17 protein-coding genes are annotated in these 16,536 nt (G+C 65.9%); 3 read left to right on the top strand and 14 right to left on the bottom strand.

Annotated elements, in window-relative coordinates; translation table 11 throughout:
* Positions 1-331 precede the first annotated feature (331 nt).
* Together Q0743_RS23510 and Q0743_RS23505 are read right to left on the bottom strand one after the other, a co-directional pair.
* Positions 332-985 carry a glutathione S-transferase family protein gene (locus tag Q0743_RS23510; protein ID WP_298243864.1) on the bottom strand — a complete coding sequence of 218 codons (654 nt, stop codon included), beginning with the start codon at positions 983-985 and terminating at the stop codon, positions 332-334.
* A gap of 270 nt (positions 986-1,255) precedes the next feature.
* Positions 1,256-1,942, bottom strand: coding sequence for a DJ-1/PfpI family protein (locus Q0743_RS23505; protein ID WP_298243863.1), 687 nt, complete (start codon positions 1,940-1,942; stop codon positions 1,256-1,258).
* Positions 1,943-2,039: 97 nt separating this feature from the next.
* Here Q0743_RS23505 and Q0743_RS23500 point away from each other — a divergent pair, with 97 nt between their 5' ends.
* A complete protein-coding gene (locus Q0743_RS23500; protein WP_298243967.1) occupies positions 2,040-2,978 on the top strand; it encodes a GlxA family transcriptional regulator in 939 nt (312 codons plus the stop codon).
* 11 nt (positions 2,979-2,989) lie between these two features.
* A complete protein-coding gene (locus Q0743_RS23495) occupies positions 2,990-3,172 on the top strand; it encodes a hypothetical protein (protein WP_298243862.1) in 183 nt (60 codons plus the stop codon).
* Positions 3,173-3,179: 7 nt separating this feature from the next.
* On the opposite strand, the gene Q0743_RS23490 is transcribed toward Q0743_RS23495, so the two are convergent.
* Both Q0743_RS23490 and Q0743_RS23485 read right to left on the bottom strand, forming a co-directional pair.
* Positions 3,180-4,193, bottom strand: a complete 1,014-nt coding sequence (locus Q0743_RS23490; protein WP_298243861.1) for a Na+-dependent transporter — start codon at positions 4,191-4,193, stop codon at positions 3,180-3,182.
* Positions 4,194-4,312: 119 nt separating this feature from the next.
* Entirely contained in the window at positions 4,313-5,260 is a 948-nt protein-coding gene (locus Q0743_RS23485) for an alpha/beta hydrolase (RefSeq protein WP_298243860.1), read from the bottom strand.
* Between the two features lie 201 nt (positions 5,261-5,461).
* Between Q0743_RS23485 and Q0743_RS23480 the strand changes: the two genes are divergently transcribed.
* Positions 5,462-6,496, top strand: a complete 1,035-nt coding sequence (locus Q0743_RS23480) for a DUF2155 domain-containing protein (protein ID WP_298243859.1) — start codon at positions 5,462-5,464, stop codon at positions 6,494-6,496.
* A 37-nt stretch (positions 6,497-6,533) separates the two neighbouring features.
* On the opposite strand, the gene aat is transcribed toward Q0743_RS23480, so the two are convergent.
* The 10 genes from aat to Q0743_RS23430 form a co-directional block, all read right to left on the bottom strand.
* On the bottom strand, positions 6,534-7,214 hold the full coding sequence (gene aat / locus Q0743_RS23475; protein WP_298243858.1) for a leucyl/phenylalanyl-tRNA--protein transferase: 681 nt from the start codon (positions 7,212-7,214) through the stop codon (positions 6,534-6,536).
* A 59-nt stretch (positions 7,215-7,273) separates the two neighbouring features.
* Positions 7,274-8,377 (bottom strand): histidine kinase dimerization/phosphoacceptor domain -containing protein, encoded by a 1,104-nt coding sequence (locus Q0743_RS23470; protein WP_298243857.1) that lies wholly within the window; start codon positions 8,375-8,377, stop codon positions 7,274-7,276.
* Complete coding sequence (locus Q0743_RS23465) at positions 8,374-8,814, bottom strand: response regulator (protein ID WP_298243856.1); 441 nt, start codon at positions 8,812-8,814, stop codon at positions 8,374-8,376. Before Q0743_RS23465 ends, Q0743_RS23470 begins: the two co-directional genes overlap by 4 nt.
* Positions 8,811-10,337, bottom strand: coding sequence for a CHASE3 domain-containing protein (locus Q0743_RS23460; RefSeq protein WP_298243966.1), 1,527 nt, complete (start codon positions 10,335-10,337; stop codon positions 8,811-8,813). The genes Q0743_RS23465 and Q0743_RS23460 overlap by 4 nt, the downstream gene beginning before the upstream one ends.
* A gap of 109 nt (positions 10,338-10,446) precedes the next feature.
* A complete protein-coding gene (gene accC, locus Q0743_RS23455; protein WP_298243855.1) occupies positions 10,447-11,802 on the bottom strand; it encodes an acetyl-CoA carboxylase biotin carboxylase subunit in 1,356 nt (451 codons plus the stop codon).
* A gap of 80 nt (positions 11,803-11,882) precedes the next feature.
* Entirely contained in the window at positions 11,883-12,371 is a 489-nt protein-coding gene (accB, locus tag Q0743_RS23450) for an acetyl-CoA carboxylase biotin carboxyl carrier protein (protein ID WP_298243854.1), read from the bottom strand.
* 37 nt (positions 12,372-12,408) lie between these two features.
* On the bottom strand, positions 12,409-12,876 hold the full coding sequence (aroQ, locus tag Q0743_RS23445; protein WP_074119570.1) for a type II 3-dehydroquinate dehydratase: 468 nt from the start codon (positions 12,874-12,876) through the stop codon (positions 12,409-12,411).
* A gap of 227 nt (positions 12,877-13,103) precedes the next feature.
* Positions 13,104-13,916 carry a DUF1236 domain-containing protein gene (locus Q0743_RS23440; protein WP_298243853.1) on the bottom strand — a complete coding sequence of 271 codons (813 nt, stop codon included), beginning with the start codon at positions 13,914-13,916 and terminating at the stop codon, positions 13,104-13,106.
* A 220-nt stretch (positions 13,917-14,136) separates the two neighbouring features.
* Complete coding sequence (locus Q0743_RS23435) at positions 14,137-14,904, bottom strand: DsbA family protein (protein ID WP_298243852.1); 768 nt, start codon at positions 14,902-14,904, stop codon at positions 14,137-14,139.
* Between the two features lie 131 nt (positions 14,905-15,035).
* Positions 15,036-16,436: a M48 family metalloprotease gene (locus Q0743_RS23430; RefSeq protein ID WP_298243851.1), complete on the bottom strand. Its 1,401-nt coding sequence runs from the start codon at positions 16,434-16,436 to the stop codon at positions 15,036-15,038.
* Positions 16,437-16,536: the final 100 nt, after the last annotated feature.

The raw sequence follows: 16,536 nt of genomic DNA, 5'->3' as shown, positions 1-16,536 counted from the left end.
CTCGGTTCGGGCAACAGCTCGCGACTGTCCCGAGATGCAGCGGCCGCCGAGGAAGGACTCGATCGGGAGATAGGCCCCCGGTCTGGAAGCTCCGAAATCGCCCGATGTGAATGTGCAGCCGCCGTGAGACAGGAAAGGCCGCTCGGGAAACCGGGCGGCCTTTTTCTGTTGGGACGGGCTCGTCTCCTGGACGCGGTGCAGCGTGCAACGCTGCGCCGCTGAGCCGGGACCCATGTATCCAAGAGCACCCCCGTAGCGTGGGTCCCGGCTCAGCGGAGCGTCACTGCGTGCCGCACCGCGTCCGGGACACGAAGTCAGCGCTTGTCGTCCCTCAAAGAGATAAATGAAGCGGCGGAGAGTTGCCGAGCGGCATCATCTCATAAGGCGGCTTCCAGCCCGGCAGTTCGGCAACACGCCGGCGCCACGCATCGATGGCAGGAAAGGCCGTTGCAAGGTCGAAGCCCGTCTCCTCGCGAGGATAATAGAGATAGCCCAGCAGTGAGAAATCCACGATCGTCGGCCGCTCGCCCAGCATGAAGCTGCGGTCGGCGAGGTGTTTGTCGACGATCGCAAAGGCGCTTTCGGTGCGCCCGCGCAAGTAGGCGAGCACGGCCGGATGGACAGGCTCCGGCATGAAGCATCGTTGAAAGCGATGCTGCGCGAAGCTTGACGTGAATTTGTGATTGTCGAACAGCAGCCAGCGCATCGTCTCGAACGTCTCCTGGCGGGTCGGAGCAAACACGCCGTGAGCTTCGGCGAGCCACATCAGGATCGCGCCTGACTGGCTCATATGCCGGCCATCGACTTCGAGGACAGGAATTTCGCCCATGACGTTGGCTGCAGCCCGCCAGTCAGACGTGCGGGTCTCACCGCCGGCGAAATCGACGCCGACCGGCTCCCAGTCGAGCCCGGCGCAGTTGAGGAAGAGCGCAACCTTGAACGAATTGCCCGACGCTCCGACACAATGCAGCCTGTACCGCGCCATGGTCAGATCCTCCCTTGCGCGCGCGGCCGGGAAGCCGGAGCGGCGCGTAATGCGGATTGTCGCGGCGGGCTCCTGACAACGTCATGTCAGCAGTGCAGCCATGGGGGAACGCAGCTGTGCGACCAGCCATACCCCGGACGCAGCGCAGCGTCACTTCGACGGTGCGCTGCAGAGCCGGGGCCCATTGCGCCACGCCGTATCGCCTGCTGGGTCCCGGCTCTGCGCAGCAGCGCTTCGCGCGGCGGCGCGTCCGGGACATGAGAGCGGAGACTATGCCACCCGTTCCGCCGCGCGTTTCACGGCCTCGAGGCGCCGCGCCTGGTTTTGCGCGCCGCGCTCCCGCAGAAGGGCCATCACTTCGGGCGAGGCCGTATCCGGCGAGCCGGAATTGAACGGCGGGGCGGGGTTGTATTCCATCTGAAGCTGGATCGCTTCGGCCGTGGTGCGATCGACGAGGATCGACACCAGCGTCAGCGCGAAATCGATGCCTGCGGTGACACCACCGCCGGTGATGCGGTTGCGGTCGATGCAGACGCGGGTTTTCGTTGGCGTCGCGCCGAACTGGCTCAACATCTCCATCGCGCTCCAATGGGTGGCGGCCCGGTAGCCCTTCAAAAGGCCGGCGGCGCCGAGCGCCAGCGATCCCGTGCAGACCGAAGTGACGTATTGCGCGCCCGCAGCCTGCTTGCGCAGGAAGTCGAGCACCTCCTCGTCGTTGAGAAGATCGTTGGTGCCGCCGCCGCCGGGCACGCAGATCACGTCGAGCTGCGGGCAATCGGCGAATGTCGTGGTCGGTGTCAGCGTGAGCACGGAGTCGCTCGGCACCGGTTCGATCCGTTTCCAGATGAGGTGCAGCGTCGCGCCCGGAACCATGGCGAACACCTGCAAGGGACCGGTGAAATCGAGCTGGGTGACGCGCGGAAAGATCAGGAGACCGATCTGGAGGGGGGATGACATCGGCGGATCCTTTCAAAGTTGGGCTTGACGGGCGGAGACTGGCATGCTGCCTTCGTGTCTCAAATGGCATAATTCCCACTATTTCGGACATCGTCCCATGATCGGCATCCTGATCTTCCCGGATTTCCAGTTGCTCGATGCGGCCGGCCCGATCTCGGTGTTCGAGGTCGCGGCGCGTTGCGCCCGCAAGCCGCTGGCGCTGCGGGTGCTGGCGCTGAACGCGGGGTCGGTGCGCAGCTCGTCTGGCGTCGAGATGATGGCGCGTGATTTCAAGTCGGCGAATGCGATCACCACCCTGGTCATCGCTGGCGGCGCGGGCGTGACCGACGCTGCGCGCTGCGAGGCCACGCGCGCCTTCGTGCAGCGGCTGGCCAGGCGCGGCGTGCGGATCGCCAGCGTCTGCTCGGGCGCTTATGTGCTGGCCGAGGCCGGCCTGCTCGACGGCCGCCGCGCCACCACGCATTGGGGGCGCACGCGCGATTTCGTCGCGCGCTATCCGAAGGTGAAGTTCGAGCCGGACCAGATATTCACCCGCGACGACAACGTCTGGACGTCGGCCGGCATCACCGCGGGCATCGACCTTGCGCTCGCCATGGTGACCGAAGATCACGGCGAGGAGATCGCGCAGGAGGCCGCGCGCCACCTTGTGCTATATCATCGCCGCAGCGGCGGCCAGTCGCAGTTCTCCTCGCTGCTGGAATTGAAGACGCCGAACGGCCGCTTCGGCACGCTGCTGTCCTGGGCGCGCGAGAATCTCGACACCAGGCTGACCGTCGAAGATCTCGCCGATCGCGCCGGCATGAGCGCGCGGCATTTTGCCCGGGCCTTCGCCGCCGAGACAGGCACGACACCGTCGAAGGCGATCGAGCGGCTCCGCCTCGAAGTGGCGCGCGAGCGCGTGCAATCTTCGCGTGAGGGCATCGAGCTCGTCGCAGAGGCGACCGGCTTCGGCGATCCCGAGCGGATGCGCCGCGCCTTCATCCGCGCTTTTGGCCAGCCCCCGCAGGCGCTACGGCGCGCGGCGCGGGCGGAGTAGGGCATCGGATCATGTGGACGAAGTCGATCGGCTTGGTCTTGTTCGTCACACTCGCGATGACTGCATTTTGCCTTGGGCAGATCGCGCGACGGCGCTTTCCAAGAACCTACACCACGATCGATAAAGCCCTGTCCTCGCTCGAACTGGTGTTTCTGGCAGCCGTGTTCTTTGGACTTTTTTATCTCACGCGCTGAAAGTACGTTACGGCCGAGCCTCCAGCTTTCCGTCAGCCGTGCTCGACATATCCGCCCGCGCCGCCAGCCGCCGCGCGATCGGCATCAGCATGTACGGCGCAAGATGGATCGGAAACTGCGTCATCGCGAAATAGAGCCAGGTCGTGGGCGGCAATGCGCCGGCTGTCGCGGCCAGCATCAGGCCGAGATTGCGCTGTGACACCATCAGTCCGAGCGCCAGCGCGCGTTCGGTGCCGACGCGGCGGAACAGCAGCGTGGTGACGGCGAGCAGGGTGAAATAGATCGCGAAGGACAGAGCGGCGAGGCTGAGGGTGAAGAGCGGCTGCGCGAGGAGGTCGCTGACGACATCACCCATGACCGCGGCCGCGAAGATGAAGAGGATGATGATGTTGAGGCCGTCGATCGGTGCCTTGTGACGCTGGATCGCCGCCGCGCCGAAGATCCAGCGGATGGCGGTCGCGGCCAGCAGCGATGTCGCGAGGATGCCGAGCAGTTTCAGGCCCAGCGTCAGCGGCGTGAGGCTCAGCATGTCGCCGAGGAAGAGGCCGGCAAACAGCGAGGCGGTGAAAGGCACCAGCGCGGTCGAGGTCACCAGCGTGATCAGCACGAGCGTGGCATCGAGGCCCATCAGCGCGGCGAGCGCCGGGGAGGCCATCATCGGCGAGGCCATGCTCTGGAGCATCAAGGCGAGCGAAAGCCCGGGCGCGCGCGCCGCGAGCCCGGTTGCGTGCGCGACCAGGCCCACGATCAGCGGCACGCCGATCGTGGTCCAGGCCGTCGCGGTTGCAACCAGCGCCGGCCGGCGCAGATGGCCGTAGAGCGCGGCCAGATCGACCCGCATGAAGGAGATGCAGAGCAGGCAGAGGATGGCCTCGGTGAGGTAGGGACGCAGCACTGCGCCGAGCGGCGGGACCGCCGCCGCGATGAACACGATGGCGGCGACCGCGCGGGTGCCTTGGCTGCCGAGCCAGGTCAGGATGCGCAGCGGAAGGGCAAAGATAATTTGGAGAACGGGAGGCATCTGAATCAGGGCATCAGCGCTGTAGGCCGGATGAGCGCAGCGATATCCGGGACAGGTCTCTTTGCGTTCGGTGCGAGGGGTCCCGCATGTCGCTGTCGCTCATGCGGGCTACCGGCCTTTCATCCCAATCCCTGCAGCCACGCGCCGATATCGCCGATAGCGACATTTGCCTGTGGCAGCAGCTTGCCCATCGTAAAGAAGCCGTGGAACTGGCCGGGGTAATGCTTGTAGGCGACGGGCACGCCGGCCTGCTTCAACCGCGCGGCATATTCGTCGCCTTCGTCACGTAGCGGATCGGCGCCGGCGGTCAGCACATAGGCCGGCGGCAGGCCCGCAAGGTCTTGTGCCCGTGCCGGCGAGGCGCGCCAATCGTGGATGTCGGCGGCGCCGTTGAGGTAATGGTCGCGGAACCAGCGGATGACCGAATGCGTCAGCAGCACGCTGGTCTCGGGCTCGCTGTGGGAGCCGTGAGTCATGGCGAAATCGGTGGCGGGATAGATCAGCACCTGGCCCGCGAGCGCAGGGCCGCCGGCATCGCGCGCGGCGAGCGCGACGACCGCGGTGAGATTGCCGCCGGCGCTGTCGCCGCCGATCACAAGGCGCGTTGCGTCGATGCCGAGTTCGCGTGCGTTGGCGGCAACCCATTTGGTCGCCGCGATGGCGTCATCGGCCGCGGCGGGAAACTTGTGCTCGGGCGCGAGGCGGTAGTCCACGGAGATCACGATCAGCGCGCCCGCGTCGGCGAGCTGGCGGCAGGCGACATCGTGGGAGTCGAGATCGCCGATCACCCAGCCGCCGCCATGGAAGAACACAAGCGCGGGCGACAGACCGTCGTGCCGGCGCGGCTCCTTCGGAACGTAGAGGCGGGCCGGAATCTCCCCGTGCTGCGCCGGGATCGCAAGCTGTGCGATGCGGGCAAGTTCGGGCGGCTCGGGGTTGGTGGCAAAACGGGCCTGCGCGTAATAGGCGCGGGCCTCGGGCGCCGTCAGGGTCTCGTAGGCCGGGCGGCCGGCGTCCTGGAAGGCCTTGTAGACGGCAGCAGCATCGGGATCGAGCACGACGGGCATGGGAGGTGACCTTGGGGTGTTTCCGGTCGGGGGACATTCGGAAGGCGATGCCCGCCTCGGCCCCCGGGAGGGGGCGTTCAACTATCCCATTCGGCGGCCGTTCTGGCCAGACGGGCCCGGGAAGGGCAGGGTTGCCGCCCTTCCCCCGCCGTATTCGCCGTGTTAACCGGAGGGCCTGCGAGCGGCGGTATCCTCTATAGAATGTCCAACAAGCCCGATTCGCTGTTGAAGCCGCGCGAGATGTTTCGAACCATTACCCTGACAGGTCTTGCGGCGCTTTTGGCCGCCACCGCACTGACGGTTGCGACGCCGGCGCAGGCGCAGATCGGCACGATCTTTTCCGATCCGCCGCCGCTGCGGCCGCCCGGGAACATTCCGCGTGGCCAGCCGCAACCGCAGCAGATCCCCGACGACGACGAAGAGGTGCCGGAGCTGCCGCCGCAGGGCCGCGTGCTGCCGTCGCGTCCGATGCCGCTGCCGCCTCAGGGTCGGCAGGGCAATGTGATGCCCGGTCCGGTCGAGAGCCAGCCGCTGGCGCCGCCGCCGGGCTCCACTGTCGCCCCACCCAACCAGCCGCCCGTGGCGGTCGTGCCGCCAGGTGGCGCCCAGCCGGGCGCGCCGGGGCGTCAGCCGCAGCAGAAGGGCGGGCCGGGCGGCGCCGTGCCGCAGACCCCGGCGAGCCTGCAGCCGGGCGACGAGGTGGTCACCGAGCCGCCGGCCCAGAAGATCGTGAACAAGAAGGCGACCTTCTCCGGCCTCGACAAGATCACCGGGCGCATCATCAATTTCGACGAGGAGATCGGCGAGACCGTCCAGTTCGGCGCGCTCAGGGTCAAGACCGACGCCTGCTACACACGGCCGGCGACGGAGGCCGCCAATACCGACGCCTTCGTCGAGGTCGACGAGATCACCCTGCAGGGCGAGGTGAAGCGGATCTTCTCGGGCTGGATGTACGCGGCAAGCCCGGGCCTGCACGGCGTCGAGCACCCGATTTACGACATCTGGCTCACCGACTGCAAAGAGCCGCAGCAGACCATCGCGACCGCCGCACCGGATCCTGCGACCAAGCCGCCGCCTCCGCCGCCGCCCGCACAGAAGAAGGCCGCGCCGAAGCAGGTGCAGCAGCGTCCGCCGCAGCCGCTGCCGCCGATCCAGCCGCAGCAACCGGCACCACCGCCGCCTCCGCCACCGGAGCAGCGGCCGGGTCTGTTCGGCATTCCCGGGTTTGGCCGCTAGGCCAAATCTCGCGGGTTCGGCAGCCGGTAAACCTGGATTACTGCCGCGCGGCGATGATCTCGAGGGCGCGTGCCCCCGGGATGGCGTCGCCGGACGCGAGCCTGAGGAAATCGCCGGGCTCGCCGGCCAGCGCCTTGTCGAGCAGCGCGGTGTAGCGCCGCCGCGAGATCTCGACCGCACCGAAGCTCTTCAAATGCTCGGTGACGTATTGGGTGTCGAGCAGCTCGAAGCCGCCATGGATGAGCCGCGCGACCAGATGCACCAGCGCGACCTTGGAGGCGTCGCGTGCGGTGTGGAACATGCTCTCGCCGAAGAACGCCCGCCCCAGGCTGACGCCGTAAAGTCCGCCGACGAGGTCCTCGCCCTGCCAGGCCTCGACGCTGTGGCAATGGCCGAGCTCGTACAGGCCGCCATAGAGGTCTCGGATGCGCTTGTTGATCCAGGTGTCCTCGCGTCCTTCCTGCGGCGCGGCGCAGCCGGCGATCGTCGCCTTGAATGCGGTGTTGACCGTCACGCGAAACGCATCCGAGCGGACGGTGCGTGCGAGCCGCGAGGCGATGCGAAATCCAGCGAGGGGGATCACGCCGCGTAGCTCCGGCTCGACCCAGAACAGGGTCGGATCGTCGGCGCTTTCCGCCATCGGGAAGATACCGCAGGCGTAGGCGCGCAGCAGCACGGCCGGGGTGATTTCAGACGAAGCGGAGTCGCGCGAAGTCATGGTGCGCAATCATAGCAGGATCGCGATGTCGTTGCGATGGGGCGCAGCGGAGCGCCAGCTCAGCCCGCGGCGGCGGTGCTGGGCTTGCCGAGGCTTGGGGGCACGCGACCGAACTTCAGCACAATCCGGGTTCCCGAATGCGTGGGATCGCGCTCGACCGAGGCGTCGAGCTTGGAGGCCATAGCCGCGACGATGCGCTGGCCCATGCCCGTGGAGCGCGGATCGGCCTTGACGTTGTCGCCGACGCCGTTGTCGGTGATCGACAGCAGGAGATCGTCGCCATAGGCGTTCAGCTCGACATGGATCGGGCCGGCGCCGTCGGGATAGGCGTATTTCACCGCGTTCATCACCAGCTCGTTGACGATGATGCCGACGGCGACCGCGCGGTCCGGGTCGATCTCGATCGGCTCGGCCTTCAGCGTCAGGCGAGACATCCGGTTACCTTCGGCCGAGCGGCGGAGATCCTCGAGGAGCGAGTCCAGATACTGGTTCAGGACCACGCTCTTCAGGTCCTGCGAGGTGTAGAGGCGGCGGTGCACCTGCGCGACCGCGGCGACCCGGCCCATCGCATTGGTCAGCGCCGCCTTGACCTCGTCCTGCGCGGCGGAGCTGGCCTGCAAATGCAGCAGCGAGGCGATGATCTGAAGCGAATTGCCGACGCGGTGATTGACCTCGCGCAGCAGCATCTCGCGCTCGGCGGCCAGCGCAGCGTAACGGTCGCGCGAGGCATGGATCTCGGCTTCGGCTTCCTCGCGCGCCTTCTGCAATTCGGCCTGGCGCAGCGCGCCTTCGGCAGCGACGTGGAGCAGGGGGATGAAATCGCCGGTGACGTCCTTGACGAGATAATCGGCCGCGCCAGCCTTCAGCGCGGTGACCGCGATGTTGGAGTCCTGCGAGGCCGTGACGAACACCACGGGCGGGGCGCCCGGGATCGCCATGATCTGCTCCAGCGTCTCCAGCCCGTCGAGACCAGGCATGTACTGGTCGAGCGCCACGACATCGATACAACCGTCGGCCCCGGCACGGCGGATGCGCTCCAGACCTTCCTCGCCGCTGGCGGCATGGACAACCTTGTAGCCGCGCCGCGTCAGGCCGCGATCGACCAGGCGCGCCAGTGCACCGTCGTCATCGATGTAGAGCAGGGTGGGCGTGCGCTGGTTCATGGGGCGGCGGGCGGGACCTGGATGACCGAGAAGAACAGGCCGAGCTGCCGGATGGCATTGGCGAAATTCTCGTAGTTGACGGGCTTGGTGATGTAGACGTTGCAGCCGAGCTCGTAGCAGCGCTTGATTTCCTGGCTGTCGTCGGTGGTGGTCAGCACCACCACGGGCGAGGCCTTCAGATATTTGTTCTCCTTGATCTGCCTGAGGATGTCGATCCCGGTCATGTCGGGCAGGTTGAGGTCGAGCAGGATCAGGAGCGCGTTGCCCTTCTGCACGAGCCCGGAGCCGTCGGCGCCGAACAGGTGCATCATCGCGTCCGTGCCGTTCTGGAAGGAGACGATCTCGTTGTTGACCCCCGATCGGCGGATGTTGCGCTCGATCAGGCGGGCGTGGCCCTCGTCGTCCTCGATCATGATGATGGTGACAGGCTGGGTCATCGATCAGAGTTCCGGTTGTTCACATTCCAGGCAATCGGCAGCGTGATCGTAAAGGTGCTGCCCGCGTTAAGTTCGGATGATACCGACATGGTGCCGCCGAGGCGACGCACAAGTGCACGCACATGCGCAAGACCAATGCCCTGGCCGGGTTTGTCCTGGGTTCCGGCCCGGCGGAACAGGTCGAATATCCGCTGGTGGTCCTTCGGATCGATCCCGCGGCCATTGTCGCTGATCTCGAAGATAGCGTAGCCGAGCTTGGTGCGCCCGCGGATTCTGATCTCGCCGGGCACGCCGCTTTTCAGATACTTAATGGCGTTGTCAATCAGGTTGGAGAAGATCTGCTCGAGTGCGAGCCGGTCGCTTACGATATCCGGCAGCGGTTCGATCCGGATTTCAGCCTGTGCCTCAGCCGCCTGGTGTGCCATCGTCGAGGCAATAGCCCCAATCAACTCGCCGGTATCGACCTTGACGGGCTGGAATTCGCGCCGTCCCTCGCGGGTGAGGTTGAGGATGGCCGAGATCAGCCGGTCCATCTTGGCGATCGACGTCTTGATGAAGCCGAGTGCTTCGGAAAAATCCTCCGACAGCTGCTTGTCGGCGCCCTCGAGCACGATCTCGCCCGGCCCGGCGGGGGCCAGCGGCGCACCGTTCGCAGAGACCTGAGCGAGGCCGCCGATACGGCGGAAGATGTCGCCGCCGAGCTCTTCGAGCTCGCTGGTGAAGCCCATGATGTTGACGAGCGGCGAGCGCAGATCGTGGCTGACGATATAGGCGAAGCGCTGGATCTCGTCGTTGGCCTCGCGCAGGTCCGCCGTGCGCTCGTCGACGACGGATTCCAGATTGACGTTGGCATCGCGCAGGCGCGCTTCGGCGTCGTCCCGGGCGCGGGCCGAGCGCCGTACCAGCCAGGTCGAGATCAGCGCCAGCACCACGACGAGACCTGAGCCGATGCCGGTCATCGAGGCGGCGAAGGTCTGGCTGCGGTCGGCATTTTCCGAGCGGACCCGAAATAGCCGTTCCTCTTCCTGGATCATGCCGTTCCCAATCTTGGCGATTGCGGCCGTGGCGTCCGTGGACACGACTTCGCGGATCAACGCGGCGGCCTTGTCGGGCTGGCCTTGGCGGATGAACTCCATTTCCTGAGCGAACTGGCCGAGGCGAGTCTCGATCGCCGCGCGCAGCTTTTCGACGTTCTCGCGTTGCGCGGGATTGTCGCCGCTTTGGCGTGTCAGCTTGTCCAGCGCCGGGACGATCCCCGCCACGGCTTTTTCGTGGTCGGTTTTGAAGCTCTCTGCCTGCGTCAGCAGGAAGCCACGGGCGGAGCTTTCCGCGCGCCGGATTTCCAGCAGCAGGCTGTTGATCTGGTTCTCCACCTCGAGGGTGTGAACCACCCATTTGTTGTCCTCGCGCGCCTGGTTGACGAGATAGACCGAGCCGGCGCTGATCCCGGTCAGTACGAAAAGGCCCGCCGCAAACAGCAGGATCTGCCAGAATGTGCGCCGCCGTTGGGCTTCAGCCGTCACGACGGTTGGCCTGTCGATGTGCAGTGGAATTTCAAAACGCCCCCTTGGAACCAAGCCCCAACCGTTCAGAACGTGATTGAGGCCAAAGGGTTCCATGAGAGGGCAAACATTATTGCGGGGCGGGTTCCTTGCCGGCCAGATACTGTTCCAACCAGTGGATGTGGTAATCGCCGTTGATGATATCGCCTTCCCGGACCAACGCGCGGAACAGCGGCAGCGTGGTCTCGATGCCTTCCACCACCATCTCGTCCAGGGCCCGGCGGAGCCGCATCAGGCATTCGGCGCGGGTCTTGCCGTGCACGATCAGCTTTCCGACCAGGGAATCGTAATAGGGCGGGATCGTGTAGCCCTGATAGACGGCGGAATCGATCCGCACGCCCAGTCCGCCGGGCGGATGGTACTGCAATATGCGGCCGGGTGAGGGGCGGAAGGTCTGGGGATGCTCGGCGTTGATGCGGCACTCGATGGCGTGGCCGATGACCTGGATCTCGTCCTGCTTGGCCGGCAGGTCGCCGCCGGCGGCGATGCGGATCTGCTCCAGCACGAGGTCGATGTCTGTGATGCTCTCGGTGACGGGATGCTCGACCTGGATGCGCGTGTTCATCTCGATGAAGTAGAACTCGCCGTCCTCGAACAGGAATTCGATGGTGCCGACGCCGAGATATTTCATCTCGCGCATGGCCTTGGCGCAGGTCTCGCCGATCTTGGCGCGCGCGGCGGCGGCCAGCACCGGCGAGGGGCCTTCCTCCCAGACTTTCTGGTGGCGGCGTTGCAGCGAGCAGTCGCGCTCGCCGAGATGGATGGCGCCGCCGCGGCCGTCGCCCAGGATCTGGATCTCGATATGGCGCGGCTTCTGGAGGTATTTTTCGAGGTAGACGGACGCATCGCCAAAGGCGGACTTGGCTTCGTTGGCGGCCGTCGACAGCGCCACCTGGAGGTCGGCCTCGCTGTGCGCGACCTTCATGCCGCGGCCGCCGCCGCCGGCTGCTGCCTTCACCAGCACCGGGAAGCCGATCTGCTTCGCGATCGTCATGGCGTCATCGTCGGGCCCGACCGCGCCGTCCGAGCCCGGCACCACGGGGATGCCGAGACGCTTGGCGGTCTTCTTCGCCTCGATCTTGTCGCCCATCAAGCGGATGTGCTCGGCCTTCGGGCCGATGAAATGCAGATTGTGCTCGCCGAGGATCTCGGCAAAGCGGGCATTCTCCGACAGGAAGCCATAGCCGGGATGCACGGCATCGGCGCCGGTGATCTCGCACGCCGCGAGCAGCGCGGGCACGTTGAGATAGCTGTCCTTGGACGCCGGCGGGCCGATGCAGACGCTCTCGTCCGACAGGCGCACATGCATGGCGTCGGCGTCGGCGGTGGAGTGCACGGCGACGGTGGCGATCCCGAGTTCCTTGCACGCTCTGAGGATGCGAAGGGCGATCTCGCCGCGATTGGCTATGAGGATTTTGTCGAACATGGTGCCTCAGGGGCGAATGGGGAATAGCGAATGGCGAATGGGGAAGAGCAGCTATTCGCTACTCGCTATTCGCCACTCCCTCACTCAATGATCACCAGCGGCTCGCCGTACTCGACCGGCTGGCCGTCCTCGACCAGGATCTGCGTCACCGTGCCGGCGCGCGGCGAGGGGATCTGGTTCATGGTCTTCATGGCTTCGATGATCAGCAGCGTCTGTCCGACCGAGACCTTGGTTCCGACTTCGATGAACGGCTTGGCGCCGGGCTCGGGCGCCCAATAGGCGGTGCCGACCATAGGCGAGCTGACCGCACCCGGATGCTTCGACAGGTCGGGTCCGGCGGCGGCAGGCGCGGCAGAGGCGACCGGTAGGGCGGCGGGAGCGGCAGCCATCGGCACCGGCATGGTTGCGGCGACGCTGACGTTGCGGGCGACGCGCAGGCGCAGGCCTGCACGTTCGATCTCGATCTCGGTGAGGCTGGTCTCATCGAGCAGCAGAGCAAGCTCGCGGACGAGCGCGGAATCCTCGCTGGAAAACTTTGCGGCTGCTTTGTCGTCTGGCTGGCGCGCCATGTTCTTTGATCCGAATGTTCTGTTTGATGAGGGGGCTTCAGGCTTTGGGCTTGATGGCAAGCTTGGCGGCAAGGCCCTGGATGGCGAGACGGTAACCCTCGATGCCGAAACCGCAGAGCGAGGCGAAGGCCGCGCGTGCCGTGTAGGAGTGGTGACGGAAGCTCTCGCGGGCGTGGATGTTGGTCACATGCACCTCGACCGTCGGGATCTGCACCGCGAGCAGGGCGTCGTGCAGCGCGATCGAGGTGTGCGAATAGCCGCCGGCATTGATGATGATGCCCTTCATCTTGCGCCGATGCGCCTCGTGGATGAAGTCGATCAACTCGCCTTCGCGGTTGGACTGCCGGCAATCGGCCTTGAGACCGAACGTCGCCGCGGTTTCCCGGCACAGTGCCTCGACGTCGGCCAGCGTCGCATGGCCATACTTCTCCGGCTCGCGCGTCCCCAACATATTGAGGTTCGGCCCGTTGAGGACGAGGATCGTGTCGGTTGCTGGTTCGGCCATTCCAATCCCGCAAAGAGGTGCTCGGCGTGGCGGCGGTTATAGGTAACAAAGCGCGTGAGGGGAAGCCTTGAAGGGCCTCCCAGAGGGCTTCAGGTACCTCATCCGGGGTGCAAAAACCTGTGCGGAAGTTACGGAAATTGCTTGTTAACCAGTCCAAAGCATGGCTGCCGGCCAACGCCAAAGGGCGGGCATTGCTGCCCGCCCCCTGAGGTTGCCGGTATCCGGCCTTAGCCTTCGATGATGTACACGATCTCGCGCGTCTGCGGGCGGACGATCACGTACTGGCCGCGGACGAAGATTACTTCATAGCCACGCCACTGCGGGTAGATCTCGACGATCCGGGGCGGCAGCGGGTGGAAGTGGACGGACGCCGGGACCGCGGTGCCGACCGAGATGTTGAAGTTGACGTTGGTGGTCTCCTCGATCTTGGTCGACTTGATCGCCGTCGAGATTTCGGTCCGCTTCTCGGCGGGCGGGGCAGCCGCGGTCGCGGAGGCGTTGCCCGTCGTGGTCTGAGACTTGCTGTCGGTGGTGGCCGGGCGGTTCTCGGCATTGTTGCTCTTGGCGGCGCCGCCGGCCTTGTTGTCCTCGGCCTTCATGTCCTTGGCGCCGGACTTGGAGTCAGACTTGGTCGGGTCCGAGCTCATGCTCTTGGACTTGTCCTGCGCACCCTGGGCGTGCTCGCCCTTCATGCCGGCCTTATCGTCGGCCGCGTTCTTGTTCATGGTGCCGGACTTGTCCATCCCGCCGGACTTTTCCGCGGCTCCGGATTTCTCCATCGCGCCGGACGACTTGCCCTCGGCGGCTCCGCCGGGCTTCATGGCGCCGCCGGACTGGCCCACGGTGCCTCGCTCCGGAGCGGCAGAGTCCTTGCCCATGGAGCCACGTTCAGCCGCGCCGCCGGAGGGCTGCGAATGCTGCATCTGCGCGCCACCGGCGCTGCCGCCGCCGTCGCGGCCCATGGTGCCCTGTGCGTTCGCAACACCGGTGCCGGCGACGAGCGCGAGTGCGGCAGCCGAAATCATAAAGCGGTTCAACATCGAAATTCTCCTCACGTGTTTATTTGCGTCATTGCCCGCGCCGACAACGAAAGCAGAATTGAGTTGTTCCGGAACATGAGCCGCCCTGCGGCATTTGTTTTTTAAACGCGAGATGAATGCGGGCGCCGGATTCGCGCCTGATTCCCGCGAAGCTGGCGGCCAACGAAAAAGGCCGGCTCTTCAGCCGGCCTCTGCGCATGCGTGAATGAAAAACGGCCGATCAGCAGGTCGCCTTGCCGCAGCGGGCAATGCCGATCTTTTCCTTCAACCCTTCGACGCCGACGGCGCCGATCACGATCTGCTTGCCGATGACGTAGCTCGGCGTGCCGTTCATGCCCATCGCTTCGGCGAGCTTGAAGTTCTCCTCGATGGTGGCGCGCACCTCGGGGCTGCTGATGTCCTTCTCGATCCTCGCGGTGTCGAGGCCCGCTTCCTTGGCCGCCTGGAGCGCGCGGGCCTTGTCGGCGGCGCCGCGGCCACCGAGCAGCTTCTGGTGGAAGTCGAGATATTTCTTGCCGGTGGGATCCTGCATGCGCACGGCGACCGCGACCTGGGCCGCTTCGACCGAGCCCTGGCTCAGCACCGGAAACTCCTTCAGCACGACCTTCAGCTTCGGATCGCCCTTCATGATGGTGAGCATGTCGTCCATCGCGCGCTTGCAGTAGCCGCAGTTGTAGTCGAAGAACTCGACGAAAGTGACATCGCCGTCCTTGTTGCCGAGCACGACCTGGCGCGGCGAGTTGAAGATCGCCTCCGCGTTCTGCGCGACGCTGGCCTCGTGCTTCTGCGTCTCGGCCGCGGCCTGGCGCTTGCTGAGCTCGGTCATGGCCTCCTCGAGCACCTCGGGATGGCTGACGAGATAGTTCTTGATGATCGCCTCGATGTCGGTGCGCTGGCTGTCGGAGAAACTGTCGGCCGACGCGGGCACGGCTGCGCCGAACAGGGCGAGCGCAAACAACGCGGGAGCAAGCAGGCGCAGCGAAGGCATAGGCAAAATCCTCTTATCCAAAGCAGGTTTCGAGAAACGTCCCGGCGGACTTGAAGCTCGGTGTCGTGACGTCGCGGTTTCGGGCGTCGTTCCAGTCATTTCACTGCGTAGCGGCTTGGCCGCCACGGTGGTCAATTGCGCGGCGGCTTCGCCGCCACGATGTCGTCGGCCTTGACCCATCCGGGCGTGCCGACGGCAAAACGGGTTTTCGCGCGCGTGGCAAGCTCGCGGGCGGTCTTGTTGTCGCCGCGCAGATAGGCGGCCTGCGCCGAGGCGAGATCGGCCTCGGCATATTCTCCCTTCCGGCCATAGGCCATCGCGAGCTGGGTATAGCCGAGCGCCGCCTCAGGCTCTCGCGCCACCGCAGCGCGGAGAATCCGAACGGCGTCGTCGGTGTAGGCCTTATTATCGGTTCCAACCAGAGCCTGCCCAAGTAACATCTCGATGAGGGGTGAATTGTTCGAGAGTGCGACAGCCTTGCGCAGGGCAGGGATCGCCTCTGCCGGCTTGCCGCTTTCCAGCAGGGCCTGGCCGCGCACCTCGTAGAAATACGGGTTGTTCGGCTGGACCTGGATCAGCGCGTCGATCTGGGTGAGTGCGCTTCTCAGATCTCCGTGCAGATAGGTGCTGATGGCCCGGGCATAGCGCGCCGGCAGGCTGTCATTGGTCTGGGGATAGCGGCGGTACACTGTCTCCGGCCGCTCCATGAAGGCGGAGATCTTGGCGCGCACCATGTCGTGGCGGAGCTGGAGCGCAGGATCGTCCTTCTTGTTCCAGTAGGGGCTGGAGCTCGCGAACTCCTGGAGCGCAGCGACGCGCTCGGCCGGCATCGGATGCGACTGCAGATACGGATCGGCGCCGCGCGCGGCGAACAGGCTCTCGCTGGTGAAGCGCTTGAACGTCTCGTACATGCCCTTCGGCGATTGCTGGGTCGCGGTCAGGAATTTCACCCCGGCCCGGTCGGCGTTCTCCTCCTGCTGGCGCTGGTAGGATAGCAACGTCCGGCGGATCACCTCCTGCGGAGCGGCGATCGCGGCGGCGCCGGCATTGGCGAGCCCGTTGTTGCCTGCGCTGCTGCGCTGGGTGCTGCCCGCGGCGATCGCGCCGGCGCCGAGCAGCATCGCGATGATCATCTGGGTCTGGGCGGCGGCGAGCTGCTCGCGCAGCTTGGACAGATGGCCGCCGGCCAGATGCCCGGTCTCGTGCGCGAGCACGCCGATGATCTGGTTCGGCGTTTCCGATTGAAGGATCGCGCCCCAATTGACGAAGATACGGCGACCGTCCGCGACGAAGGCGTTGAACGAGCTGTCGTTGAGGATCACCATCTGGATGTTCTGCTTCTCCAGACCCGCGGCACGCAGGATCGGGCGCGTGTACTCGCGCAGCAGCTGCTCGGTCTCGGTGTCGCGCAGCACCGGCGGCCCTTTGGCCTGCGCGTGCGCGGCCGAGAACGGCGTCAGCGCGACTGCCGCAGCCGTGACGAGGGCGGTGAGGGCGGAGGCCTTCTTGCGCAATGCGATTTGGAGCGACATCAAGCGGTCTTGGTCAAACGGTCTGGACAGCAGTTTCGTGATTGGTTTTTGGCGATTGGCGGCGGACCGGATACGCGATATGCCCTTATGAGCCTTACCC

It is taken from the genome of uncultured Bradyrhizobium sp., assembly GCF_936943645.1.
Taxonomy (GTDB): Bacteria; Pseudomonadota; Alphaproteobacteria; order Rhizobiales; family Xanthobacteraceae; genus Bradyrhizobium.
The sequence above is the reverse complement of the archived record's forward strand: the minus strand, read 5'-3'. Positions and strand labels throughout refer to the sequence as shown.